Source organism: Rhodococcus sp. C-2, assembly GCF_027854095.1.
Taxonomy (GTDB): domain Bacteria; phylum Actinomycetota; class Actinomycetes; order Mycobacteriales; family Mycobacteriaceae; genus Rhodococcus_F; species Rhodococcus_F qingshengii.
In genome coordinates this window covers 237886-262191 of the sequence record NZ_JAQGFI010000009.1, presented here as the reverse complement: position 1 = coordinate 262191, position 24306 = coordinate 237886, and the positions used below count along the sequence as shown (strand labels likewise).

General features: G+C 59.8%; 20 protein-coding genes and 2 pseudogenes. 17 read left to right on the top strand and 5 right to left on the bottom strand.

What is annotated here, in order from left to right; all coding sequences use genetic code 11:
* Positions 1–325: 325 nt before the first annotated feature.
* The 3 genes from PCS43_RS20680 to PCS43_RS20670 all read right to left on the bottom strand — a co-directional run bounded on the left by PCS43_RS20680 (position 326) and on the right by PCS43_RS20670 (position 1868).
* Positions 326–730 (bottom strand): VOC family protein, encoded by a 405-nt coding sequence (locus PCS43_RS20680; RefSeq protein ID WP_021343310.1) that lies wholly within the window; start codon positions 728–730, stop codon positions 326–328.
* Between the two features lie 41 nt (positions 731–771).
* Positions 772–1362 (bottom strand): ATP-dependent DNA ligase, encoded by a 591-nt coding sequence (locus tag PCS43_RS20675; RefSeq protein WP_269454964.1) that lies wholly within the window; start codon positions 1360–1362, stop codon positions 772–774.
* Between the two features lie 299 nt (positions 1363–1661).
* On the bottom strand, positions 1662–1868 hold the full coding sequence (locus tag PCS43_RS20670) for a hypothetical protein (protein WP_231915203.1): 207 nt from the start codon (positions 1866–1868) through the stop codon (positions 1662–1664).
* Positions 1869–1891: 23 nt separating this feature from the next.
* Between PCS43_RS20670 and PCS43_RS20665 the strand changes: the two genes are divergently transcribed.
* The 5 genes and pseudogenes from PCS43_RS20665 (at position 1892) to PCS43_RS20645 (ending at position 5554) form a co-directional block, all read left to right on the top strand.
* A complete protein-coding gene (locus PCS43_RS20665; RefSeq protein WP_231915204.1) occupies positions 1892–2314 on the top strand; it encodes a hypothetical protein in 423 nt (140 codons plus the stop codon).
* A 48-nt stretch (positions 2315–2362) separates the two neighbouring features.
* A pseudogene (locus PCS43_RS20660) lies at positions 2363–2710 on the top strand (polyketide cyclase); the annotation flags it as partial.
* Between the two features lie 28 nt (positions 2711–2738).
* The gene (locus tag PCS43_RS20655) at positions 2739–2921 is read left to right on the top strand and encodes a hypothetical protein (protein WP_156525090.1); all 183 of its coding nucleotides are present in this window, start codon (positions 2739–2741) and stop codon (positions 2919–2921) included.
* Between the two features lie 654 nt (positions 2922–3575).
* Positions 3576–4523: a phospholipase D family protein gene (locus PCS43_RS20650; RefSeq protein WP_064075461.1), complete on the top strand. Its 948-nt coding sequence runs from the start codon at positions 3576–3578 to the stop codon at positions 4521–4523.
* A 773-nt stretch (positions 4524–5296) separates the two neighbouring features.
* Complete coding sequence (locus PCS43_RS20645) at positions 5297–5554, top strand: hypothetical protein (RefSeq protein WP_007733695.1); 258 nt, start codon at positions 5297–5299, stop codon at positions 5552–5554.
* A 1043-nt stretch (positions 5555–6597) separates the two neighbouring features.
* Here PCS43_RS20645 and PCS43_RS20640 read toward each other — a convergent pair.
* Positions 6598–6732, bottom strand: coding sequence for a hypothetical protein (locus tag PCS43_RS20640; protein WP_256670376.1), 135 nt, complete (start codon positions 6730–6732; stop codon positions 6598–6600).
* A gap of 3100 nt (positions 6733–9832) precedes the next feature.
* Here PCS43_RS20640 and PCS43_RS20635 point away from each other — a divergent pair.
* The 8 genes from PCS43_RS20635 to PCS43_RS20600 all read left to right on the top strand — a co-directional run bounded on the left by PCS43_RS20635 (position 9833) and on the right by PCS43_RS20600 (position 16903).
* Positions 9833–10615, top strand: coding sequence for a ParA family protein (locus PCS43_RS20635; protein ID WP_007733691.1), 783 nt, complete (start codon positions 9833–9835; stop codon positions 10613–10615).
* A 158-nt stretch (positions 10616–10773) separates the two neighbouring features.
* Positions 10774–10926 carry a hypothetical protein gene (locus PCS43_RS20630; RefSeq protein WP_007733689.1) on the top strand — a complete coding sequence of 51 codons (153 nt, stop codon included), beginning with the start codon at positions 10774–10776 and terminating at the stop codon, positions 10924–10926.
* Positions 10927–11549: 623 nt separating this feature from the next.
* Positions 11550–12524 (top strand): DUF2637 domain-containing protein, encoded by a 975-nt coding sequence (locus tag PCS43_RS20625; protein ID WP_064073729.1) that lies wholly within the window; start codon positions 11550–11552, stop codon positions 12522–12524.
* A gap of 109 nt (positions 12525–12633) precedes the next feature.
* Positions 12634–13260 carry a TetR/AcrR family transcriptional regulator gene (locus PCS43_RS20620; RefSeq protein WP_248671245.1) on the top strand — a complete coding sequence of 209 codons (627 nt, stop codon included), beginning with the start codon at positions 12634–12636 and terminating at the stop codon, positions 13258–13260.
* Between the two features lie 431 nt (positions 13261–13691).
* Entirely contained in the window at positions 13692–13928 is a 237-nt protein-coding gene (locus PCS43_RS20615) for a YlcI/YnfO family protein (RefSeq protein WP_064073730.1), read from the top strand.
* Entirely contained in the window at positions 13928–14227 is a 300-nt protein-coding gene (locus tag PCS43_RS20610) for a type II toxin-antitoxin system PemK/MazF family toxin (protein ID WP_007733685.1), read from the top strand. Before PCS43_RS20615 ends, PCS43_RS20610 begins: the two co-directional genes overlap by 1 nt.
* A gap of 28 nt (positions 14228–14255) precedes the next feature.
* Entirely contained in the window at positions 14256–16106 is a 1851-nt protein-coding gene (locus PCS43_RS20605) for a hypothetical protein (RefSeq protein WP_064073731.1), read from the top strand.
* On the top strand, positions 16106–16903 hold the full coding sequence (locus tag PCS43_RS20600; RefSeq protein WP_064073732.1) for a hypothetical protein: 798 nt from the start codon (positions 16106–16108) through the stop codon (positions 16901–16903). The genes PCS43_RS20605 and PCS43_RS20600 overlap by 1 nt, the downstream gene beginning before the upstream one ends.
* Before the next feature lie 133 nt (positions 16904–17036).
* Here the strand turns inward: PCS43_RS20600 and PCS43_RS33370 are convergent.
* Positions 17037–18150 (bottom strand): annotated as a pseudogene (locus PCS43_RS33370) (PDDEXK nuclease domain-containing protein).
* A 220-nt stretch (positions 18151–18370) separates the two neighbouring features.
* Here PCS43_RS33370 and PCS43_RS20585 point away from each other — a divergent pair.
* From PCS43_RS20585 to PCS43_RS20570, 4 genes are all read left to right on the top strand, one after another.
* Positions 18371–20362, top strand: a complete 1992-nt coding sequence (locus PCS43_RS20585) for a cutinase family protein (protein WP_064073733.1) — start codon at positions 18371–18373, stop codon at positions 20360–20362.
* A gap of 295 nt (positions 20363–20657) precedes the next feature.
* Entirely contained in the window at positions 20658–21179 is a 522-nt protein-coding gene (locus tag PCS43_RS20580; protein WP_197486145.1) for a 2Fe-2S iron-sulfur cluster-binding protein, read from the top strand.
* On the top strand, positions 21176–22168 hold the full coding sequence (locus PCS43_RS20575) for an FAD binding domain-containing protein (RefSeq protein ID WP_082893107.1): 993 nt from the start codon (positions 21176–21178) through the stop codon (positions 22166–22168). The genes PCS43_RS20580 and PCS43_RS20575 overlap by 4 nt, the downstream gene beginning before the upstream one ends.
* Positions 22168–24288 carry a xanthine dehydrogenase family protein molybdopterin-binding subunit gene (locus PCS43_RS20570; protein WP_064073735.1) on the top strand — a complete coding sequence of 707 codons (2121 nt, stop codon included), beginning with the start codon at positions 22168–22170 and terminating at the stop codon, positions 24286–24288. The genes PCS43_RS20575 and PCS43_RS20570 overlap by 1 nt, the downstream gene beginning before the upstream one ends.
* Positions 24289–24306 lie beyond the last annotated feature (18 nt).

Here is a 24306-nt window from a genome sequence, read left to right as displayed (position 1 = left end):
GGAAATAAGCTACTACGCTGGTCAGCGGCGCGGAATAACTCTGCGGCAGTCTTCGTTGTAGAGGCTGTCGGTGCTGACGTTCTTTGCCCCGGGTACCACCGAAAGAAATGCCGCTTCGAGCGGCCACTTGCCGAGAGGCTCAAGACGGGCACCGACCCGGTGAAGCCGCTGGACACCTTTCGGTGTCGGCCGCTTCGTCAACTCCGTCGGGAGACCGAGGATTCGTCGCAGGCTGTGTGCATCACTTGCTTGCTGCGAAATACGCGACCGCGACTGAGACTGCATCGGATCGTGTTGCCACGACGGTAAGCCATTCTCGGCGTGCTCAATTCGGATAGACGGCAATCTCAATGAGATTGCCATCCAGATCCCGACAATAGTGCGACACCATCTCTCCGAGGGCACCTAGCTTGGTCACGGGCCCGTCGAGCACCTCCACCCCACAGCTCTCCAGGTGCGCGCTGACAGCATCCGGCGAAGCCGACGTGACGAAGCACAAATCCTCGGAACCCGCCGCCTCGACGGCACCTGTGGTCCAGCCCGGGTCTTGCTCCACCGTTCCGAGAGGCCTCAAATTGATCTTCTGATTTCCGAACTTCACCGCAGTGCGCGCCGTGGGGCCGAATCGCTCGATCGTCATTCCGAGTACTGTCGCGTACCACCAGGCTGTGGCATCGACGTCACGACAGTTGATCACGATATGGTCAAACCGCTCGACCGAGAATCCCATGGTTGTGCACCTCATTCGTCACCGTAAACAACTCGACGAAGTCACCCTACAGCGACGTCCATACCTGCGTTCTTGTACATAATGCCCCGCTTCAAGCGGCCATTTGCCGAGAGTCTGGAAGAAAAGCCGGTTCCGTCGTTTCCGATGTAGATGAGCGATCTGGAGTCATCGTGGGCGCCGAGGATCAGTGATCCGATGCCGCCGGCGGCGTTGCCGGATCCGGGGACGAATCCGCAGATGATTCCTTCGGTGTTGGCGCGGAGTGGTGTTTTCAGCCAGCTCGGGGACCGTTTTCCGGGTTGGTAGGTCGAGGTGACGCTTTTGGCGACGATGCCTTCGAGGTGGTGTTTGCGGGCGACCTGGAGCATGGTCGGTTCGTCGACGTTGAGCCAGTGGGGTGGGAGTTTGATGCGCGGGTGTTCGAGGCTGAGGTTGGCGAGCGCTTCGCGGCGTTCGAGGTAGGGAAGGTCGGCTGTCGATGTTCCGTCGATGTCGAGGACGCCGAAGACGTAGTAGGTGGTCAGGGCGTCGTTGCGAAGTTGGGTGGTGGGTTTGAGTACGTGCATCCGGCGTTGCAATCGGGAGAAGGACGGGACACCGTCGGGTCCGAGTGCGACGATCTCGCCGTCGATCTTAATCTCAACAGGGTCAGCTCATCACTACTGGTGAGATGATGCATGACCGTGGATGGGCAGTAAGCCACTGAGGTTCTCGGTGAAGCACTAGAAGGTGATCTGGGATTTTCACTGCTGCGGCGAAACACTACGAGAGATCGGGCGGGTCCTCGACCAAACGATCATGTGTTCTGTGAATCTTCCTGCTCAGGCAGCGACCGGTGCCGAGGGGACGGTTACGCGAACAGTACGCCACAGCCACACCCGCATGTAGTTCTCTTAGCGCGGGTGTGGCTGTGGCGCAACTACATTCCGAGTCAGGGAGTGACGGTGATGCCGGGCGCGGAGTTGAACTTGAGCGCCCCGGTCATCTTCGCTGTTCCGGCCCCTGCTGCCGGGCATGATGCGCTTCCCCCGTTGGAGGTGAAGTTCACCGTTCCGGTGTTGTTGGCGGTGACGGTATGTGTTGTTCCTGTAGGGCACGGGGCCGGCAGTGCTGGCGGTGACGTCGATGACGCAGCCACCAGCGACTACATGAGCTCCACCGTTGGGGATTTTGATACTTCCCATCGGTGATCCACTGTCTGCGTTGACGTTCAGAGCCCAGGAACCCGACGTGGTCATCGTTGCCGGCACACCTTCGAGGTCACATCCGGACAGTCCCACGCTCGCGATGTTGATGCTGATGCCGCCCGTTCCGGAGTTTACGTTACCGGGCGCTGCAGGGGTGATTCCGGTTCCGCTGACGCTGGTGCAGTACAACTCGAGACCGCCAGTTGTCACGAAACTGAGCCCACTGCTGGTGGCCGTCACCGGAGTGGCTGTGGCGGGGCTGATCGTGGTGGACGCTGCTGCAATCCTGGATGCAGCGATGGTCAATGCGGCTGCTGCCCGACGAGCGCAGAGGCCTTGCCGAGCATTGTGCGTGATGACAGGTGATGCGCCGTTCTGTCGAATACCTTTGGGGTGAACCGTCAGTCGAAAGAAGTTCAGGCGGGTGTGATCTCTACCCGAACTCGTGACCGCGACCGGCGACGAATTCGTCGTCCACATGGATCGCGAAGCTCTGGGCGACCTACCCATGGGACAGTACGACGTCACAGTGACGATCAAAACCTTTGTTCCCCAACGCGAAATAGCATGGACCATCCTCGGAACTGTCCGACCTCCGATCGGGCACGTCTACGGATATCGGATCGAGCCGGCCGACGACGGCCACAGTTCCCTCGTGACCTCGTACTACGACTGGTCTGATATCGGTCCCACCTGGCGGCAAGCAGGAATCTTTCCCGTCATCGCCGAAGGATCTCTCAAAGCCACGCTCGGTATCCTTGCACGCACCGTAGCCAGTGGTTATCCGCGCTGACCCCGCCCGAAAGCCCAGCGTCGGGGCCGTGATGCTCCTCTTCCGCGAGCGCTCAGCCACCACCGTGACAATCGCAGCACTGATCGCCGGTGCCGTCGCAACCTCATGGATCTATCTCAACGGAATCTTGTTCCCCACAACGACTCCAGTGAGTGCAATGTCCTACGTTGCGCTCACAACCATCACGCCGGCCCTACCGCCTGTTATCTGATGGGGCGCCGAAGCCACGCTGACGCATCCGCGCCGCCACCTCACCTGAACTCGCGACAAGAGGCTGCCAAAGAGTGGTAGACGAACCTCCACTGCAACCCAACACGCCCGACTTCCCCGTCACGAGGCACGGGTCCATCAGTTCATGAAGACCACGTCGCCCGACCTACACTAGAATGCCGAGAAGTTTTCTGCGCATTCACTTTTCGAGCACTGATCCGGTTCGCCATCGATACTACATCAGCCACCCGATATTCACACGGCGAGCGCCTACGATCTCAGGCCTACCCCCCCAGGCATGGGCCCGCACGATCCACCACGCCCGCCCTCACCCCTGCGGGATCGCGTACCGCGGTAAATTTGCCGGTGCACTGTGCGGGGCGCTGCTCGAACAAGCAGCAGACCCTTCCCACCCGTCCGGCGCCATCACTGCCACCGTCCCGTATCGAAATCGCATGCCGAATCGACAGCGCTGTAGCCGCACTGGGGTTTAACGCCGTCTGATCCGGCAGGGTTGATCGCTACAACATTCTTCGACCTCCACGACAGATCACAGATATCCGGCAGTTTCTTTTGCTCCGGAGACGACGCAGGACAACGGCAGCTTCACGCAGGCGCCAGAAATCGGGCCCGATTCGCGCTACCGTTCTAGGCTATGGGGACCAGCTTCCACGGACCGAACCCGTGGCCACACATCACGCGCGCAATCCGCACGCGAGGCCCACGCTTTGCCGCTGTTCCGTATCTCGGACACCTTGCGCCCGAACTACTTCCACTTCGCAGTGGAGACCTTCTGATCGTCAATGCTTCTACCGCGGCGATCCGCGTCCACGCCACTTCACCTGCCGTTCTTGCGCACTACCTCAGCAAGGGCGTTCGCGTCCTGTCGTCGTCAACACTGCACGCCAAGGTCATCGTGACGAACCAACGAGCTGTAATCGGCTCGCCGAATGCTTCCGAAAATTCCACATTCACCCATGAAGCGGTCGTCATTTCCGATGACCCCCAAGTGGTTGCCGACAGTCGCGCGTTCATCAACAATATCGACGAAACCACTGCTGTAGACCAAATATTCATCGACAACGCCGCGCGCGAATGGGCGATCGGGCGTGCCGTACCCATACCCGGCATCACTGGCCGAATGCAGAACCTTGACAACGACTTTCCTCTTACTCCGACCAACCGAGTATTTATCAGGCAAGTCAGCGATCACGAAACCCGTCCCTCCGTGCGCATCGCACCTGTGAAACAGACTTCAACGAAGCATCTTTCGGTCAATCCGAGCGTGAGATATCGACTCGAAACACTCAGACTCGGAAAACCAAGCAGCATGGCACGTGGGGACGTCGTCATCCGCGTCTCCACGGACAACGAATTGTTATTACCACCCGCTGTCGTGATATCCAACCAGGATCGAATACCGGATTCTCCCAGTCAATCTCAGCTCTTTCTCCGCGTTCGCAACGACCTGCTACCGCTTCCTGTGGCAGACACCGAGAGGTATCTCGTCGATGTCGGGCACCCCAGCGCACAACTGCGGTCCAACCACTACGTTCGCTCGCTCAGTCTTCGGGCCGAACTGTTGGCGTTGTGGAACCTTTGAGTCCTGAGAAACGAATGTTGACGGAATGCGAAGCATTCCTTCGAGTGCGCGAACAGCGCACCGTCAATACGTCGATCCGAGCAATGTACTCACGGAAGTCGAACGACGCACGACTCTAATGTTCGAATCCAGTGATCGAAATCCTCTGCGCAACTGCGACAAAGAGCATTCCACGTGACAATATACGCGGATCGACCTCCCCCAACCGAAGTCCCTCACGATTCCAGGCGAACACGAAGGCACAAACCCTCCCCGCTGGAAACCTACGTTCGGCAGCTGACAGGTTAAGGTGCCTTTCCGGATCTTTCAGGTGCTCCTCTCGACACGTGACCCGAGCCATCGAGCTCGCAGACGCACCATCGACTTTCCACAGACCCCCGTCTCCCTCCATCTCCACGACACACGGCAGCAGCCTGCGGAAGCGCCGTCCAACACGCGGGTTACATAACCCCTCCCCCGCGTTCAGTCGCACATGAACCTCCCCGGCGTCTGACAGCACGAGAGCCAAGCATCTCCATCCGCTCCCGAAGAATCCAACCCGATTCCGACGCTAGACCCATCATCGAACCGCCGACCGCCAACGCACCCAAACTCCACCTTCAGCGAAGCGTCAGAGGCGGTCCGTCAAGCCCCTCCCTGGTCGGGCCGGCGGCGGGCTGTGAGGCGGGCCGCCGCAAAATCCCTCAGAACTCCATGGCAACATCAACCACACGCGACACACCGAACAAGCGCGCCTACCCGTATCAGTTACAGATTGGTTCTAGTCTTTCCTCATGGCACAGCACAACAAGGGACCTCGCGGACACATCGCGACTCGTGCTCCCCTCAAGCAGCACAAGGTGTACGAGGATCGGGCCGCCGAACTCGGAATCCCTGCTGGGGATTACTCCGTGCTCATATTGGCCATCACCCACGGACTGGACATCCCGGACTACATCATCGACAAACTGCATCCGGACCAGCTGAGACTTCTCGAGGTCGAGGCAGCTGGATCACTGCGTCGCATCGAGCAACTTGCGGTCGGCGCATGAACTATCCCTAGACAGCGAACAACCCCCAGGGCTTGGCGGCATCGGGGGCTGTCCGTTTATGCGGTTGTGAGAGCTTCCCAGCTCCCTGACCACCACTAACCCAGTGAAGGAAGAGGCGGTGACCACCACTACCTCGAAAGGAAGAGGCGGTGCTTACTCGATGATATCGCAGAAACGCAATTCCGCCATACTCGCGGACGCGTTCACGGTGTCATTTTTGGCACGTCCAGATCACAGTTCAGCTTTCATGGCGACCGGATCACACTTCTGCGTCCCGAATGTCCCATCCGAGCAAGCCAGCACCGTACCCATGGCGGTACCGATGTGCGGCCGCCGGATCGAACAGACCTCCCGAACAACCGCGGCCGTAACGCGCGTACAGCGGATCCGCAGACAGGGAGGCCGCCCCTAGCCGACAACGAACGAAGTGCCCCGATACCTAACTAAACAGCGCAGACCTCTTGAAAAGCACAAAGGCCCCCGAAGGGGGTGATTGGGAGCGGACCGCATCGCGGCGAAATAAGGACTGGCAGGTCCTTGACGTCGACTGAGAACTGGCAGGTTCTCCGACATCTGTTCTCGAACATTCTCGAGAGGTGAGCTTCGAAAGTTAGCGCTTTCTCTGCTCGTACTGCATCCCCTGGAAGGGACTTACCTATGGCAGGTACGTCTCAGGGTAGCGCATACCCTGAATACAGCCCAACTCATTCCATATCACCAACCTTCGGCGTGTCGCGCATCGGCACCCAATCCACGGTCCCTCAATCGACAGAAGTCGACGAATGGCAAGCGGCAGTCGACGATGCTCTCTCACGTATCGCGCGCCTCGACTCTGCTACACGGCAACTCAACGAGTCCACTGACCAGCGAGGACGGTCTTGGTCCCTACCTGTCGAACCAACGGAACAAGCACGCGTTCCAGTGTGGACATCACGCAGGGAATGGCTCCGCCAATTCCGGCATCACACCACCAGCCCGGTCGGCAAGGCGCTGTGCGCGCGCCACCTGATCAAGCCCGACAAGGCTTACGCAGTGGCACAAGCTCACGCACATTTCGCCGAATCCCACACCGGCCGCGGGGTCTCCGCAGCGAAATCGACGATCGCTGCCCGCGCCAAAGTCAGCGAATCCTCTGTCAACCGCGCCAGGCGAGTGCTCATCGCTCTGGGAATGGGCATCGAACACGTCCGGGGACGGAACCTCAAAACCCTGGAATTTCTGGCTGCTGAAGCACATCACGGGGGTCAACAGCACCGCGCAGCATCGACATGGTCACTGTCATCCCCTCGAACAATCGTGGCAACGACACCTCAGCGCAAACTCTCCAAGACGCGACCGTCTCGCGCCTCTGAAAGAGCAACCCGCCACAGAGCTCGCAACTCTCTGAGGCCCGACGTCAATCGCGTCGATCAGCCCCACAGCAGCCGACCAGGGCCGATAGGAACTGACACCCTATCTAGTGTTGGTTTTTTATCTTTCGAAGTTCTTCCGTTAGGAAGAACTCACCAACGCGCGCACGCGCGAGCCCAGCTCACAACGAAAAAACGAAACACTTCTCGGATCACACCCCGGCCTCTGGCACTTCAGAGGACTGCAGCCGAACTCGTCATCCATGCGCCGGCTCTCAGTCCGCCCGGACATATCGGGGCAATCTGTGATCTTCTCCGCGATGTCAAGATCGATACGACGCGATGGACAGGACGTGACATTGCACAGACCCTTTCCCGAGACACAGCAGATCGGGGGTGGATCTGGCCAACAAGATCAAGTCTGATCTCACCGTTGGCATATCTCAGACGCAGGCTCGATGGGATCGACTGGACCGGAGAATCACCCAGTGAACAGCGTAAATCGGCCGACCTGGCGCGAAAGAGGGAACAAGAATTACTTGAAAGCTCACATGTTCAGCGTACGAAAATGGCAGCGAACCCGGAGCACCGCGCCAAGATCCTAGCCAGCATTCGGGCACACCTGACATGCAAGCAGCAGCATTGAGGCTTTACTGGCCCAAATCCGGCCAAGCAATACGCGTCCGAAAAACACGCTTCACGATGATCGACAAGCGTTGCCGAGAAGTGTGGCGGTCCGTGGCACGGCACTCTGATCGCCACGGGGTCTAAATACTCATGGCGAGGTTGATCGAGACACAAAGATCCAGAAGGTCAACATTTTGATCTAATACGCGTAGCTCACAGCCATTTTCGGAGAACTGACCCTGCCCGAACCAGACAATGGCGGGCTGACGGTCCACTTCTTTGCGCTTGAAGAACGCGGCGTTGGTACGGGTTCAACATTCGAGAAGAGGTTCAACCGACTGCCGTTTCCTCAAATGCAGACGCGCGCGTAGGTATTCGAATCGTCTATCGGTCATATCTCTCCGAGACATGTACCTGACTGAGCATCTTTATTTGCGCAGGTAAACGGCTTTTTGTGCAGAAGGGCATGGTGCGATCACTGCGTGTGACGCATGCTTTGCGAGGCATCCTGGTCGCGCATGCCATACATGCAATGCGTGCGTTGCAAGGCATGCATTGCATGTATGGCAGCGCTGTTGCGTGAAACGGTGGGCCATCTTGCGTCGTTCTTGGCCGTCGACACGGCAGCGTCGGCATCGTGCACGGGATACTTGTAGAGGGGAAGCTGTCTCCACCCCCTCCCCCACTCGGTTGAGAAGTGCGTGTGTTTCGGCGTTGCGATTCATGCGTCGCTGTATTCGAAATGTGCCCACCCATCAGAAAGTTCTGCTCGCAAAGCGGCGAAATCAAGCCTGACGAAACGGATTTTCCCTACCCCGTCGCCCATCCTAATTTCGTCACTGTGACGTAAAGTTAACGTCTGCTCGGACTCGCTTCGGTCATTCGACCTCGGCCGAACTACGACTGATCCGGATCTCGACACGTCCCTTCCCCTTACACCTCAGGGTTCACACCGCGACCTACCTTTCGCGCAGAAATTTCGTTTCACCGCGGGCCCCGTTGTGTCCTGAGATGATTGCGCAATGTTTTTTCGTGAGTTAGATGACCACGCCGACTTGCAGTGAATCGGCTGTATCTCTCAATAGAATTGGGCCCCTCCCCCTCGATCAGTGCGGTTGTTCGGCCCATGCATGTCTCACTGCACGATCCGTGCGGTTCATGTGAGTGCTTCTGGCCTCGATGTTCGGACCCTGATGGAATGAAATATGTTCTGGCCTTCAGCGGGGTACAGGCTTCCATTGACATGCCCGCGGCGCGGACATCAGAAAGTTCCTGAATTGGCAGGCTGTCTTACCTGCCTCGCGAGTTTGGCCCGTTCCTTCCATCCTTGCAAGGGCGATGCATTGGCGGATGGCTGGGCAAGAACGCTCGCGACGGTTGAGCAATTTGTTCTGCGCGCACATCGGAGATTGCCGATTCCGATATATTCGCCTTTAGTTAGTTGGCTGCCCAATAGCGTCCCCTCGACTTCCGCGAAAATCTGACGGAGACGGACTGTCGCACATTTCGATTCGGTGTCTGGAACGTCGCGCTATCTGGTAATCGTGGCAGCCAAGTTGCTCTCTGTCGCCGAGTTTTCGCAACAATGTGTGTCGCGCGCGGGTGATGTTTCGATACGTTCGATGCCAGTGAGTGCATTGACCTGCTATTTTGCGTGTTCACGCAATGCATGCACTGCGAGCGTTGCATGCAGAAGTGAAAGACGTCCAATGCACGCAAGGCGTGTTCGGCTAGCGCTGCATGGCATGCGTGCCTACTTCACATAACGCGTGGTGCATGCGTTGCGTGCGCTGCGTGGATAGCATGCAAAGCACCGCGTGCGTGCGGAGTTAGCATCGCGAGCGCTGCGTGCAAAGCGTGCCGTGCGTTGCATGTAATGGATGCTTGGAGTGCGAGGGATGCATCGTATGCAAAGCGCGCAACACATGCTAGAAACGCATGGATAGCGTAGCGAGCACGACATGCACGGGTTGCAACGAACGCGTGGTGGGCATGGCGCGCAATGAACGCAAGGAGTGCAATTGATGCAACTGGTGCATGACACGCACAGGGTGCGTGGCTTGTATGTCACGCATGGCATGCGTGTTATGCTACGTGCGCACGTAATGCACGATGTGCGTGTTTCGCGAGCGGTGCAGACTTAGCATGCAATGCTTGGATTGCTCGTAACGCACAGTCTGCATGCATCCCACGTGCAGCGTGGATTGCGCACACAGCAAGCAATGCACATATTGCATGCAGCGCGTGGTTTACACGCAATGCACGCCTAGCAAGTGTCACCGCCCTCGATGAAAGGTCCGCAATGCAGCCACGCAAAATCGCACTCGGCAACCAGAAGGGTGGCGTAGGCAAGACGGCCTCCACTCTCGGGCTTGCCAGCGCCATCACCGCGGTCGGCGGAAAAGTACTTGTCGTCGACATGGACCAACAGGGCAATACGACCGGCGGCCTCGGCGTCACTCTCGAAGAGGGCATGATGACGGCCTACCACCTCATGAACCAGACCAGGGAAGGCATTGCAGCCGAGGCGATCATTGCCACCCCATGGGATGGCGTCGACCTCATTCCCGCAGACGAAGAGCTCGGCAAAATCGAGTCGGATGGGTCGAATGACCTGGTGTTTCGCCTAGACGTTGCGTTCGAAGGGCTCGACCTTTCTCCTTATGACGCTGTGCTTTTCGACTGCCCTCCCAATATGGGCAAGGTGCTGTTCGCGGTTCTTATTGCAGCAGATGGCGTTGTCGCGATCACTGAACCCACAATCGACAGTGTCGGTGGCGTTCAGAAGCTCGAAGAGACAATCGACACCGTTCGCAAACGGGCGAACCCGAAGCTGGAATTCGACAAGATCGTGATCAGTCGTAAACGATCCACCGGCGAACATGAGTTCAGAGAGAGTGAGCTACGGGAGACCTACGGCTCACTCGTCGCCAAGACATCGATCCCGGAACTCGCGGCCCGCCAGGACGCGCACTCGAATCGCACTCCGATTCACCAGTTCAAGGGTGGGAAAGCATTGACGCTGCAACTTGCCTACAGTGACTTGCTCGCTGAGTTGCCCATCGTGATCGGAGCCCCGGCATGAGCGTGAAGCGGGAACCTGCAATTCGTAAGACACATCCGGCTGAACTCATCCCGGAACGTCCGCCCAGGGGAGACGCGACCCCTGCGGCACCTGCAGCTACGCCACCATCGCCTTCAGCGGATCTCAGTGCCCGCAAAGATGAGGAGGAGAAGTTGTCGATGACCCACAACACGCGCATCAAACCTTCGACCAAGGATCGCCTCCGGCGTGGCGTCGACAAATTGCGGTACGAGACTGGCGATCGCGAAATCAGCGAGGCATCGATGACCGAGGCCGCGCTGGACGAATACTTGAAGGCCAGGGGACTATAAGAGGATCGCGTGCATGGCGTGCACTGCGTGCACGCATGATGAGTTGTCTTAATTCCTGATTGTGGAGTTCGGCCCTTGGGCGGGAACATCTTGTGCTTCGGCTGGAAGACCTAATTAGAGGTGCCTGGCACGACAACCGAGTAGGCATATGTGGGGAACATTCCAAGGACCTCGATATTGAGAACGGCTGTCGGGGGCGGGCGGGAGAAGAACCGCCGGGGCGGGAAGTCCTTGCTGTGCGCGCGCTATGCCATGTCCCTCTCGTCTGCTGACGGTCCGTTCTGTAGAACTTAGAAGCCTTGGCAGCGCAAAGCCTGCAGCAAATTGCGTGAACAATCCGCTGCAGTCACGCAAAATTGCAGACCACCCCACGTCCCTCTGAGATCAACAGGCACGCAGCTGGAACGACATCGCCGACGTGCTTTGAGTGCGACGCAAAAAGCATCAGTCGACTCTCGGATACGACCGCCAGAAATCGCTGTCAACCGTCACCGCACGCAACGCCGACGAAACGCAAGGAGTTCCCACCAGAGAAAGTTTTCCGAAACCAGGAGGAGTCCCGCCGGCGGCAACCAGCGGGACTCCAGACCGAGAACACCCCTTGTAGGAAGGAAAACCCGATCATGGGTGATTTTAGTCTGCGCGCAGCGCGGATCCAGCTTGGAGCACTGATCGCCGCACTTCTCATCGCGATTTTCATCGCAACCGGGATCACCGCAGGCGCATTTGTCCTCTCCTTCGCAGTCCAACGGGACCTCGCGCGCCAAGGAACCATCCCCGAAAACCTCGCATGGATCTTTCCCGTCATCGTTGACAGTGCAATCTTCGGATCCACCGTCGCCATCGTCATTCTGAGCAAACTGAAGATGCATCGACGCGACAAGTACTTCTACGTTGCTGTTGCTGTTGCGGTGGTCGCGATCAGCATCCTCGGGAACGCCTACCATGCGTTCCACTCCGCAACAGTTGCGCAACAGGCCGTCGCGGCAGGTCAGAGTATCGGCTACACACCTCTCGACCCGGCCGTTGCTGCCATGATCGCGGTCATTCCGCCGGTGCTCGTACTCGCCTTCACGCACGGTCTGGGAATCCTGATCAAAGCAACGGGTATTGCATATTCCGACTACAAGATCGAGATCGACAATGCTGCCGCAGGTGTGGGTACGGTTGCTACGGAAAGCGTCCTCATGCGCAACGAAACAGCCGTAGGAGCCCAGCATTCTTTAGGCGTCGCAGAAACGCATGACGCGCAGGAAAGCGCTCCGCACCCGAGCCCCTCCGAACAAACGAGGTCCTCAGTGGACCCGGAACCGTCGAACGCAAAGGCGGCGGAGCACGCCGAACTCGAATGGTTCATTGCCACATCGGACCTGCCCGACGCTGTCAAGGACACCGCACGACGCAAGCTTGCAGACCCGACTCTCACCTGGGAGCTGATCGCCCAGACGTCCAACCCTCCCGTTGCAACATCGACCTCGTGGCGCCGATACGAAAAGTTCGATACAGCGGCCCGAGCGGCTGGCTTCGACAACCCGCCGCTCATCGACATGCGAGCCTCCGATGTTCACTTCGCCGACCAACTCGTCACTACAACGTGAGCAGCGCCGCAACCCGCCAACGCCAAGGTTCCAGAGCGCCAGGAATTGCATCATCATGGAGGGGTTGACCACAGCAGAGTCCCCACAGACTGCAGGTAAGGAACCCGCATTGACCGACCCAGACGACCGACACCACGTGATCGTTCCGCCCGAACCGCGCCAGCGACCCCGACAACAGCGAGCGCACGAGACGAAGGCCAAGATCCTCAAGGCAGCTGCACGCTCATTCTCGATCGATGGGTACGCCGCTACCTCCATGAACGACATCGTTGCGGAGGCTGCCTCCACGAAAGGAGCCGTGTACTTCCACTTCGACTCCAAGGAAACGATCGCGCGAGAACTCATCAACGACTGGTTGACCGCGCTCGGCGGAATCCGACAATCAACCGACGAATCAGCAAGACCAGCGATCGAGAAGTTGGCTGCATTCTTCAACGGTTCAGCGGCGCTTATAACCGACGATGCTCTGGCCCGAGCCGGCCTCAGGCTCACCACAGAAGCAGGTCTCGATACTGCCCCACCCGCGTTCCGTGAGTGGGTGGAACTCGTCAGCCGACTCGTCGATACTGCGATCGCAGACGGACAGCTTCCCGCCTCTGCCGCCGAGCGCCTGGCCGCGAATCTGTGCGCGGGATTTATCGGCGCAGTTCAAGTCATACAGGTACTTGGCGACTCTGGAGATTTCACTTCACGCATCGACGACTTAGTGAACGCGTATTTGATTTCAGATGCGTAGTCCGCGCGCTGGCGAGGTCGTGAGCAGGGGAGAGGAACCGGACTCAATCCTCGCGGTGACGTCGCCAACCGTGTGCACGGTGTACTGCTCATTCCTCGACGGTAGCGAGGCAGTCGCGTCGTCGAGAGGAGTGACAAAGTGCCTGACATCGAGAGCCGAATCCCCGAAGTGCTTTGTCCCATGGCGAATATTTCAGCGATCCGAGCAGTACCGACGTGGAGACGTAACCATCGATGGGACCGTCACTGAGACTGAAGAACACCAGATAGAGATCGACCGATGAAGACAGCGGAAACCGTGTGCGTGGCAAGATGTGCCGCGTCGGGGCGCTGAGTACTTCATCGGCCCTTGCCTCCCGTTGAAATGATCGGTTCCAGAACTCGCAAGCGATGGTGGTACCAAAACGAATCCCACTTCGGTACCATCAGCATATGAGCACGCAGATCGCGGTACGACTACCGGACGAGATCGTGGAATTTCTCGACGACGAAGTCAGGGAACATCGCGCCACCTCGCGAGCCTCACTAGTGTTGCGCGCTCTCGAACGGGAGCGTCGCCGTCAGATAGCCGCACGAGACGCGGAGATCCTCTCGGCCGCAACATCCGAACATGATTTGAGCCCCCTCGCTCACCACGCCGTGAATCGACAGCCAACAGGCTCGACCTGATGCGACCAATTCACGAAGCCAAGCTCGACACAGTTCGGCCGGTCCTCGTACTCACCCGAGAGATGGTCCGTCCACACCTCGGGACCGTCACGGTAGCGCCCATCACCGGCGAGATCCGAGGACTGTCCACTGAGGTGTCCGTCAGCGTCGCTAACGGACTATCCGCCGACGCGGTGGTCAGTTGCGACCACATCACCACCATTCCAGTCAGTGCACTCGGCAACATCATCGGTTATCTTCTTCCAGCGCAAGAGGAATCACTGTCCATAGCCGTGCGCGCCGCCTTCGATCTCGAATGATGACGACAGTGAACGGAAAGGATGAAACATGGCGCTGAAGAAAGGGGAGCAGTTCACGCTATTCGAGCTCGAGCCACCAGAATCCGCTACTCGTTCGGACGAAGTTCCCGAACCCGATCAGCCTTCTCTGTTCGACGTTGACGACACCGCTTGTCTCGAAACGGATTCCGGGGTTGCGGAGCACCCCTGGACCGACGACATCGTCGCCCCTCCGGATGAGCGCTCCAACGAAATGGAAACGGAACCCACCCAGGCGTCAGAACTCGACGCAACCGAACCGGCCGCCCTTCCTCCCGCCAGCGAGGCGGCAGACGGTCACGCCGTCATTGTCACGGCAGCTGGGACCTACGCACCATCTGGCCACACGCTCACCGGCCCAGTCGATTCCATCGAAAAACTCGACAAACTCATCAGATGGGCAACGCTCACCCCGCTGGGCGCGCCGGCACAGATCTGGATAGTCGGAATCGAAGCCTGCGAAATGCTCGGATGGATCATCGACCCAGGCAGCGAAGACGACGTCGACGACATGGAAATCCTCCGCACCCGCGCTGCCGAAGAACTCACCGCGATCCTCCATGCCACGCTGACCCCAATGCTGACCGCAGGATGGGAACTCCGCGGGGAACCCGGCCACGTCGTTCACCTCTCCCGCACCACCGGGAACTTCACATCCATGGTCGACATTTTCATCGAACCCTACGTGTGGACCTACTGGAACAAAGACTTCGGATGGGGCAATCGCGTGGGGGACATGGGGATCCTCGGATCACCCACCGCCGGAACCTACCTCCCTGACGACGACCTCCCCGCTGCGCAGGAACTGGGACGCCGACTCGCCTGGTGCGCACAACACCTCGGCGTGCTACCCGGCCCCACCCCAGCACGCACCGGCGCCGCCATCGTCGACAAGATCAAACGCGACCGCACCCGCAGCGGTAAAGGAATCGTCGTCACTGTCGGTGGACCGGTCCCACCGCTGGACGGCGAACCCCGCGGAGATCTCGAACCTGCAGTCGGATGGACCCGCATCCCGGACCTCGAAGAACTTTCCGACGCAAAACAACTGGTATCGATAGACCAACGAGCTGCGTACCTCGCTTCCGCTGGCATGCTCGAATTCGGCTACGGAAAACCTCGACATCTTCGCGGCGAGAACGCGCTCGACGCTGCGCGGCAATCGAAAACCCCGTTCGGGCTCTGGCGTGTAACCCTCCCGCCGGGTGACATGCTGGCGCTCCCACCCGCTCTACCGTTGCCTCACCCACACATGCTCGCCGACCAACCTGTGCAGACCTGGATCACCACCGTCAGCCTCGATGCACTTCAAACGTCCATCGCCGATGGCGGAATCGGCGCAGAACTCGACGACCTCGACATCGCAGAAGCATGGGTCTACCCCGAACAGGGTCGAGCCCTCGACAAGTGGGCGAAAATCTTGAGAGAAGCCCGCAAAGTTGCCGTCGACACAGGCGACACAGCAATGAAACGGTTCATCGGCGCCTGCTACAAGGGCTACATCGGCCGAATGGTCAACCCCGACATGTGGACCGCCAAACAAATGCAACACCACCACCAACCGCTCTGGCGAGCAGCGATCATCGCACACTGCCGCTGGCGAGGCCGCCGCGTCGCGATGCGCATCGCACGCGAAACCGGGCGTTGGCCACTGCGCACCGTCACCGACTCCTGGGTCTACCCCCTGCCCCCGGGCATCGACATCGCAGACGAGAGTGACGCACTCGGGAAAATGACTCTGGAAAAGAGCGCCCCGCTCACCGAAAACATAACCGTCATGCTGACCGACGCACGCGACACCCACGAGATCAACCTCGCACTCAAAGCTGCGTTCACCGACGAAGATGAAGGAAACATATAGTGGCCCTGCATCTTCCGAAACCGCGATCAACCAAACCCGCACAGAAGACCGTCGGCTTAGACGGACTCAACGTATCCGTCTCGACAGCAGCGACCAGCGGTATCGAAAAATCTAAATCGGTCAAAAGTGGGGGATTGGCCGGACTCACCAGCAAAGTCTCCGTACGCCAGCTCCGTACCGAAATCGGCAAAGAAGGCCTACGGCAAGCAGCTGTCGACGCCGGAAGAAAGCCACCCTCTGACCGAACACTGCGCCGCTGGGCGCAGCAAGGACGAATCCCACACCCCGACGTCACCGAACGTGCACAACGGCGAGCCGCCATCGAACGCCTCGGCGGAATCGACGCTGTCGCAAAGAAAATCGGCCGTTCACGATCAGCGGTCTCTCGCTACCGTTCCGGCGAAACCAACGAACTGCGCGCCGATGCGAAAAAGAAGCTCAAGAACGTCAAAGCTCGCGACATCATGGACCGCGCCGGCGTCCTGCGACCCGACGGACAACCCAAAAAAGCCACCATCCGAGTCCGCGGGGGAGTGTCGGTCCGCAACGGCTCCGAAGAGGGCTACGACTACCGAGTGCGTACCCTCGACTTCGCGAACTCCGACAGCCCCTTCAGTCTCGACGAAACACGAGAACTCGCCATGGCCTTGGCCAACGACGATCATGCCCGGGTGGTTGCCATCCTCGAACGTCACGCCACGATGGACTACCCCGAGAACAAGGGATTCGACCAGTACGGCGACACTTTCGGATTCCACTTCGATTCCATCGAATCCGTCCACATCGACTGGACATAGAACTGTCTGCCCTGCCCCTCGACGCACCGGGCAGGACCAGGCATCGCATTCGCAGACCCTCGTGCGAAACACCGGTAGCGATCTCTTGGCACCACTGGATACGTCGGCCAGGTTCGGAATCGAATCGCGCCCCTCATCCGGAGTTGTCCGGTTTGGCAGGCAGATGGGAGTCGAGTTCGGAGACAGTGGCTTCCACAGCTGCCGCGATCTCGTCGTCGGCAGGAACGAGAGCGCGAACCTGGGAGGGGAGAGTCTCATAGGTGTAGTCGGCTACGGCGAGGGGTGCAGTTGTCCCGGCAAGCGAATACCGGACGACGTTGTCGTTGCAGCCCGCGCAGAGCAAGATCCCCACAGTCGGGGCGTGGATGTCCTTGTCGCGGAGGTTGTCGTCGATCCACGAAACATAGAACCCGAGCTTCCCGACATACTCCGGCTCAAACCTGCCTACCTTCAACTCGACGACAACGAACCTCGCTTGCACCCAGTTGAAGAACAACAAGTCCATATAGAAATCCTGATCACCGACCTCGAAATGGTACTGGCGCCCGACAAAAGCGAACCCGTGTCCCAGTTCGAGGAGAACTGCTCCAGTCGACGTATCAGTGCGGACTCCAGTTTCCGCTCCGCGACACGTTCGGTGATATCGAGAAAATCGAAGACGTACGGGTCACACACCAACTGTTGAGCGAGATCGGAATCCTCGGACGGACGATGGTCCTGAAAATTCGACGGTGCCGCACCGATCCTGCGCCGTAAACCGCTGTTGATCTGATTTTGCAGCACATTGCGCGACCACCCGTGTTCAGCAGCGGCCGATGCATACCAGTCGCGGTCGGATCGGCTATCGAGTTTGTCGAGCAATACCGTCACATGACCCCACGGCAATTTGCCAACAGGTTGTTGGCCAATTGCATCGCGGCCCCAGATGCTCGCCATCTGCCGCATGTACTTCAGACTGGTCCGCGACAACCCACGCATGTCGGGAAACGCTGATCAAAGATCGACGGCGAGCCTGTCGATCACCTTTGAACCCCAGCCCTCGGCTTCCTGACGCTGCACGATTGCGTTCCCTATGCCCCAATAGAGGCTGAGCAGTTCGGTGTTGACGATTCGGGTGGCGCAGATACGGGCTAGTCGAACCTGCGACTCGCCATGACCGAGAAGCTGGGACGGTCCGTTGGCAGCAGTTCAGCCGGCACATCACCTGTCGATCTCCACCCAGCGCTCCCGGAACGCTCACCGGACATGCCCCCAATTGACACCTCAGCTCGCAGGAGCGGCGACTCGGGCGAGAGGATGCGCACTAGACACGGGATCACCGACCCTCGCGCAGCTGAGTTCTTCACAGGGCGCGTTGATCGGAGTCGGTCCGTCCAGCACCATGACGGCCCTCACCTGAAATCGGGCGCTTCAAGCCAGTCCGCGCGCGGACAGGTAGATCGTGTCCCCTGGTAGAGAAAGGTTCTCATGCAGTCCCTAGGTTCGACCATCCACCGTCCGGTCTGCATGCTGATGACGGCACCAGTCGTCGCAGCCTCCATCGCTTTGATGTCGCCGGGCATCGCGTCCGCCCAACCGAACGGATGCTCGAAGACTTTCAACCTGTTCATTCCCGGGACCTGGGAAACCGCAGAAGACGCCGATCCCTCGATCCCGGTCGGTATGCTCAAACCGATCGCCCATAGCATCACGGACAAGCACGGTAGCGCGGCGCAGATCTACACTCTGCCATACATGGCCCGAGCATTCGACAACGGAAAAACCTACGCAGACAGCAAATCTGATGGTTTGACGAGGGCGAAGGACGTGATCTCCGAGATCGCAGCGAAATGTTCCGACACCAAATTCACGATCACCGGCTATTCCCAGGGTGCGGACATCGCAGGTGATCTTGCCTCTGAAATCGGCAACGGCTCCGGCCCCATCAAGGCAGAGCACGTACTCGCGGTCGGGCTTCTCGCCGATCCCGGTTCCGGAACGAACGGTGAAGCAGTCATCGGCCCGAAGCCGTCAGGGACGGGGATCGCCGATCCGCGGCCGCAGGGCATGGGGAAGCTGTCGGGCCGGGTCGCGTCGATCTGCGATCCGAAAGACCTCTACTGCTCGATCCAAAAAGGTTCGAGTCCGCTGCTCGGATCGCTGGGTTCAGTGCTCACCAGAGCACCGAGTGCTGGAGTTGACGGCCAGGTAGACGGCAATTCACACCTGGCCACCGCTCTGGCGTCGGATTTCTCCCAAGCCGACCTTCCCGGCCTCGCCACAGCCACTGGCAATCTGACCAGTGAACTGTCGACGACGGACGGCACAGTCGACCTCGAGAAGGTCGCCTCCAGCGCGACAACTCTGGCGAACACCATCAGCCCACTCGCCGACCTACTGGGCTCCGGTGCCGCCAATCCTGCGGCGAACGGGCAACTCGCTGCAGCTCCCGCCAGGACAGCCGAAAACAATGCCAGCCAGGTTCTGGACAAGGCCGGCGAATCCGATCTCAGCGGTGCGCTCTCGACAGTGACCACGATCGCCAACACCGCGAGCACGCTCGCCAGCAAGGGCTCCACGACGTTGCCTGCCTCATCTCCGGACCTGACCTCCCTCTCGGCCGCCGCCGGCACCCTCGACCGCCAGATCGCGCCGCTCCTGGCGACACCGAGTGACGTCCTCGGATCTGCCTCCGGAGTCCTCTCCTTACTCAAACCCACCGTCGTCGTCAACCAAATGCTCAACGTCGCCACCGGCCTCACCTCCCTGGATATGCCTGCGATCCTGACAAACCTCAACCTTCTCCCGCAGAAGGTCGCCGCGCTCGACGCCCACGGTGCCCACAAGGTCGCAGGGGATCTGAACAACCAGTTCTCCCCATTGGTGAAGATGGCCGCGGGTATCGATCTGAAATGGGTCTCACAGATTCTGTCGGCAATCCCGGATCCGTCCGGCTACTCAAAGGTCGCGGCGCTCGTCGCGTCGATCCTGGGAGGAGTCGACATCAACAACCTGGCAAACCTCGTCGGCCGGGTGCAGGAAATCGCTTGGGCCGCAGTCGAGAAGCTGCTCCCACCGCCAGGACAGCTCTCCGACCCGCTCGGGGCCGGAGCCGCCATGACCGGACTCGTCCCAGTCGGACTCGAACTCGCCACGGTCGCGGTCAACATGCTCGCCGGCAAAGCTACGAAGACTGATCCGACATTGCTCGGCAAGCAGGCCTCGACGGCCGCGACCACCGATTCCGCTCAGACACAGAATCTGGAACTCTCAGCACTGGCTAATTCGTTGACCGCCATGGCCAGTGCACAAGGCGCCAACGACCTTGCATCCTTAATAGGGGAGGGGCTCGACGCAGCGTCCTTCTTCGCCTCCGGGACACACCAGAACTACAACTCTCTCGTCGTCGACAACGCTGGCCGCAACGCGATCCAGTGGATCTCGGACTGGCTCAATCTGCAGATCGGACGCGGAGCATGAGCCGGTAACCCGCCCTCACTCCGACATTTCGAAGAAAAGAATCTAACGATCGGCCCCTCCTGGAGGGGCGGGGCGGGCCCGCGTGGTCAGTCCCCACCGCCGATCGAACCCACCTCCCCAATCTGACGAAGTAGCACATGTCCCAGATGGGGGAGACCGCGATACTGCCGAAGCGGGTGAGGTCGCTGTAGCGGCGGTGTGTACGAGTGCGATCTAGTCGCGATCTTGCAAACGCCGCCTCGTTAGATCGTGGCGCTACCCGTTTGAGTAATCCGGAGCTGGGTAGGTGCTCGTCATGGAGTCTTCGCGAATCGATGCCGAGATCACGTTGATGGTAGACGGCAGCAGCCGCACCCTGACGGTCGATACTCGAACCACTCTGCTCGACGCGCTGCGGGATCGCCTCGGCGTGACGTCCCCGAAGAAGGGTTGTGACCACGGGCAGTGCGGATCGTGCACGGTCCTCCTCGACGGGCGGCGTGCCGTTACGTGTTTGACGTTCGCCGTGGCACAGGACGGCGCACAGATCACCACGGCAAACGGTTTGGCGGGCCACGACGGTCTGCATGCCGTACAACAAGCCTTTCTCGACCAGGATGCGCTCCAGTGCGGGTACTGCACCCCGGGGCAGGTGTGCTCGGCAGTGGGGATGCTCGACGAGGTGAAGGCCGGGCACCCCAGTCATGTCACGGAGGACCTCGATGCTGACCCGGATCTGGACGACGCCGAGATTCGAGAACGCATGAGCGGGAATCTCTGTCGCTGTGCTGCGTACGGCAACGTCGTCGCAGCGATTCGACAGGTAGTGCAGTCGTGATGCCGTTCGAGTACCGACGCGCCGAGGACGTCGACGGCGCGTTGACCCTGGTGACTGAAAACCCCGGCGCCGCCTTTCTCGGAGGCGGTACGAATCTGGTCGACCGTATGAAACTCGGCGTGACCAACCCGCGCATGGTGATCGATGTAAGTCGGCTGCCCCTCGCCGGAGTGGAGATGCTTCCGGATGGAGGAGTCCGCATCGGCGCGACAGTTCGAAACAGCGATCTCGCAGCCCACCCCGTCATCCGCCGCCGATACGCGGTGCTTGCTCGCGCTCTCCTGGCCGGAGCTTCAGGGCAGCTTCGCAATGCCGCGACAACAGCCGGCAATCTGATGCAAGCTACCCGCTGCGTCTACTTCCAGGACGTGACAACTCCGTGCAACAAGCGGGAACCCGGATCTGGTTGCTCCGCCGTCGGCGGCTACGTGCGCTACCACGCAATCCTGGGGGCTTCCGACAAATGCATCGCCGTGCACCCGTCCGACATGGCGGTCGCGCTGGCTGCGTTGGACGCCGTGGTCGTCGTAAGGGACCGCCGTGGCGAGCACAACGTTCCTGTCAACGAATTCTACCGTCTCCCTGGAGATTCACCGGAACATGACACAGTTCTGAAACCCGACCAGTTGATCGTTGCAGTGGAGCTGCCCGCGCCTGCACCGGCGGCGCTGTCGACGTACGTCAAGACACGCGATCGCGCCTCCTTCGCTTTCGCTCTGGTTTCGGTTGCCGCTGAGATCGAACTCGAAAACGGTATTGTCGCGGGCGCCCGAATCGCCATCGGAGGCGTGGCGCACCGCCCCTGGCGCGCGTACAAGGCGGAAGAGGTCTTGCTGGGATCCCCGCCTACAGAGGAAGTGTTCGTGCAAGCCGCAGATGCCGAGTTGGCGAACGCGAACCCACAGTCAGGCAATGCTTTCAAGATTCCCCTGACACGCGGCGTCATGGTTTCGGTGCTGAGGTCACTCACCACCGGAGGGCCGACGTGATGAGGATGATCGAACCGGGCTACCTGGGAAATCCGATGGAGCGTCTCGACGGGTCCGCGAAGGTCACGGGGACGGCGCTCTACGCGTTCGAACATCCCGTGGAGAATCCCACCTACCTGCACGCCGTCCAGGCGACGGTTGCGCTTGGCCGCGTCGTCAGCATGAAAACGGAACTGGCAGAGGCACTTCAGGGTGTCGTCGCCGTGATCACCGTTTTCGATACCCCACGCTTGGCGGACACCGAAGACCGAGAGCTGTCCGTACTCCAGGACCCAGCCGTCCACTTTCGCGGACAATTCATCGGTGCTGTGATTGCCGAAACACCCGAGACAGCCCGTCATGCAGCCGGGTTGGTACAAGTCGAGTACGACGAACTCCCTCATGATTCCGAGCTACGAGCCGATCGCGACGACCTCTACGCCCCGGAGGACGTCAACGGATTCGCGGCCGACACGACCGACGGCGATGTCGAGTCGGCATTCGTGGCTGCGGATGTGACGATAGATCAGACCTACACCACTCCACTCGAACACAACAATCCGATGGAACCGCACGCCTGCATTGCAATCTGGGAGGACGACGCCAAGGGTGGGCGGGCGTGCGTCACCCTGTACGACTCTACTCAGGGCGTTCATGTCGTTCGTGAGACCCTGGCGCCCATGTTCGGGCTCGAACTCGAGCAGATGCGAGTCGTGGCGCCACATGTCGGCGGAGGGTTCGGTTCGAAGGGATCACCTCACGCGCACAACGTATTAGCGATTCTTGCTGCCCGTAGGACGGCTGGGCGACCTGTCAAGTTCGCGCTCACGCGGCAGCAGATGTTCGCGATCGTCGGATACCGCACATCCACCATTCAGCACCTGCGCCTCGGTGCGAACACCCACGGTCTTCTGACGGCGATGTCCCACGACGTAATCGAGCAAACGTCGAAGATCAAGGAATACGCGGAACAGACTGCTGTTGCCACCCGGATCATGTACGCCACACCTAATCGCTCTACCTCGCACCGGGTTGCAGCCCTCGATGTTGCAGTCCCGTTCTGGATGCGTGCCCCGGGCGAGACGCCGGGTATGTATGCGGTCGAGGTAGCGATGGACGAGCTTGCCGTAGCTTGTGGCCTCGACCCGATCGAACTTCGTGTTCGGAACGAACCCGAAGTGGATCCGGAGAGCGGAAAACCTTGGTCAGGGCGGAATTTGATCGACTGTATGTACGCAGGCGCGGAGAGATTCGGGTGGAAAGATCGGAGTCGGCGTGATGGACGACGTCCGGTGCGTGGTGGTCTCAGTCCGGACGGCAACTGGATGGTGGGTACCGGCATGGCAGCGGCAACCTATCCGGCAATGACGAACCCCGGTTCGAAAGCGCGCATCGTCTTCGGAGCCGATCGAATTTACACTGTTCAGATCGGGGCGGCCGACATCGGCACGGGAACCTGGACCGCTCTGACTCAGATCGCCGCCGATGCTCTCGAATGCCACATAGAGGAAGTTCGGCTCCAAATCGGCGACACCACATTCCCTTTCGCCACAGTTGCCGGTGGCTCCGCCGGTATCTCGTCGTGGGGCTCTACTATCGTCGCGGCTGCCCGTCAGTTCCGCGCGGAACACAGCGCCACTCCCCTTGCTGGCGTGGAGACGACAACTGAGACGCCGGAGAATCCGGACGAGGACGTTTACTCCATGCATTCATTCGGTGCTCATTTCGTGGAAGCGCGCGTACATCGCGAGACCGGCGAGATCAGGATCCCCCGGATGCTCGGTGCATTCTCGATCGGACGTGCAATCAATGCAAAAACGCTTCGCTCACAGCTCATTGGAGGAATGACGATGGGATTGTCGATGGCTTTGCACGAGGAAAGCTTCCGGGACAACAGGTTCGGCCACGTGATGACTCACGACTTGGCGAGCTACCACATCAGCACAAACGCGGATGTGCAAGACATCGAGGCCTTCTGGCTCGACGAGACTGACGCACACGTCAACCCGATGGGATCGCGGGGCGCCGGCGAGATCGGGATCGTCGGGGCAGCAGCCGCTGTTGTCAATGCTATCTACGATGCTACCGGTGTGCGGGTACGCGATTTGCCGGTAACAGCGGACAAGGTCCTGTTCAGATGAATTTTCGGACGACCGTAG

Excerpts from the sequence above, each read along its gene's own strand:
- PCS43_RS20680 (WP_021343310.1), bottom strand. The coding sequence starts at position 730 with ATGGGATTCTCGGTCGAGCGGTTTGACCATATCGTGATCAACTGTCGT.
- PCS43_RS20650 (WP_064075461.1), top strand. The coding sequence starts at position 3,576 with ATGGGGACCAGCTTCCACGGACCGAACCCGTGGCCACACATCACGCGC.
- PCS43_RS20645 (WP_007733695.1), top strand. The coding sequence starts at position 5,297 with ATGGCACAGCACAACAAGGGACCTCGCGGACACATCGCGACTCGTGCT.
- PCS43_RS20640 (WP_256670376.1), bottom strand. The coding sequence starts at position 6,732 with ATGCCCATTCCCAGAGCGATGAGCACTCGCCTGGCGCGGTTGACAGAG.
- PCS43_RS20635 (WP_007733691.1), top strand. The coding sequence starts at position 9,833 with ATGCAGCCACGCAAAATCGCACTCGGCAACCAGAAGGGTGGCGTAGGC.
- PCS43_RS20630 (WP_007733689.1), top strand. The coding sequence starts at position 10,774 with ATGACCCACAACACGCGCATCAAACCTTCGACCAAGGATCGCCTCCGG.
- PCS43_RS20625 (WP_064073729.1), top strand. The coding sequence starts at position 11,550 with ATGGGTGATTTTAGTCTGCGCGCAGCGCGGATCCAGCTTGGAGCACTG.
- PCS43_RS20615 (WP_064073730.1), top strand. The coding sequence starts at position 13,692 with ATGAGCACGCAGATCGCGGTACGACTACCGGACGAGATCGTGGAATTT.
- PCS43_RS20610 (WP_007733685.1), top strand. The coding sequence starts at position 13,928 with ATGCGACCAATTCACGAAGCCAAGCTCGACACAGTTCGGCCGGTCCTC.
- PCS43_RS20605 (WP_064073731.1), top strand. The coding sequence starts at position 14,256 with ATGGCGCTGAAGAAAGGGGAGCAGTTCACGCTATTCGAGCTCGAGCCA.
- PCS43_RS20585 (WP_064073733.1), top strand. The coding sequence starts at position 18,371 with ATGCAGTCCCTAGGTTCGACCATCCACCGTCCGGTCTGCATGCTGATG.
- PCS43_RS20580 (WP_197486145.1), top strand. The coding sequence starts at position 20,658 with ATGGAGTCTTCGCGAATCGATGCCGAGATCACGTTGATGGTAGACGGC.
- PCS43_RS20570 (WP_064073735.1), top strand. The coding sequence starts at position 22,168 with ATGAGGATGATCGAACCGGGCTACCTGGGAAATCCGATGGAGCGTCTC.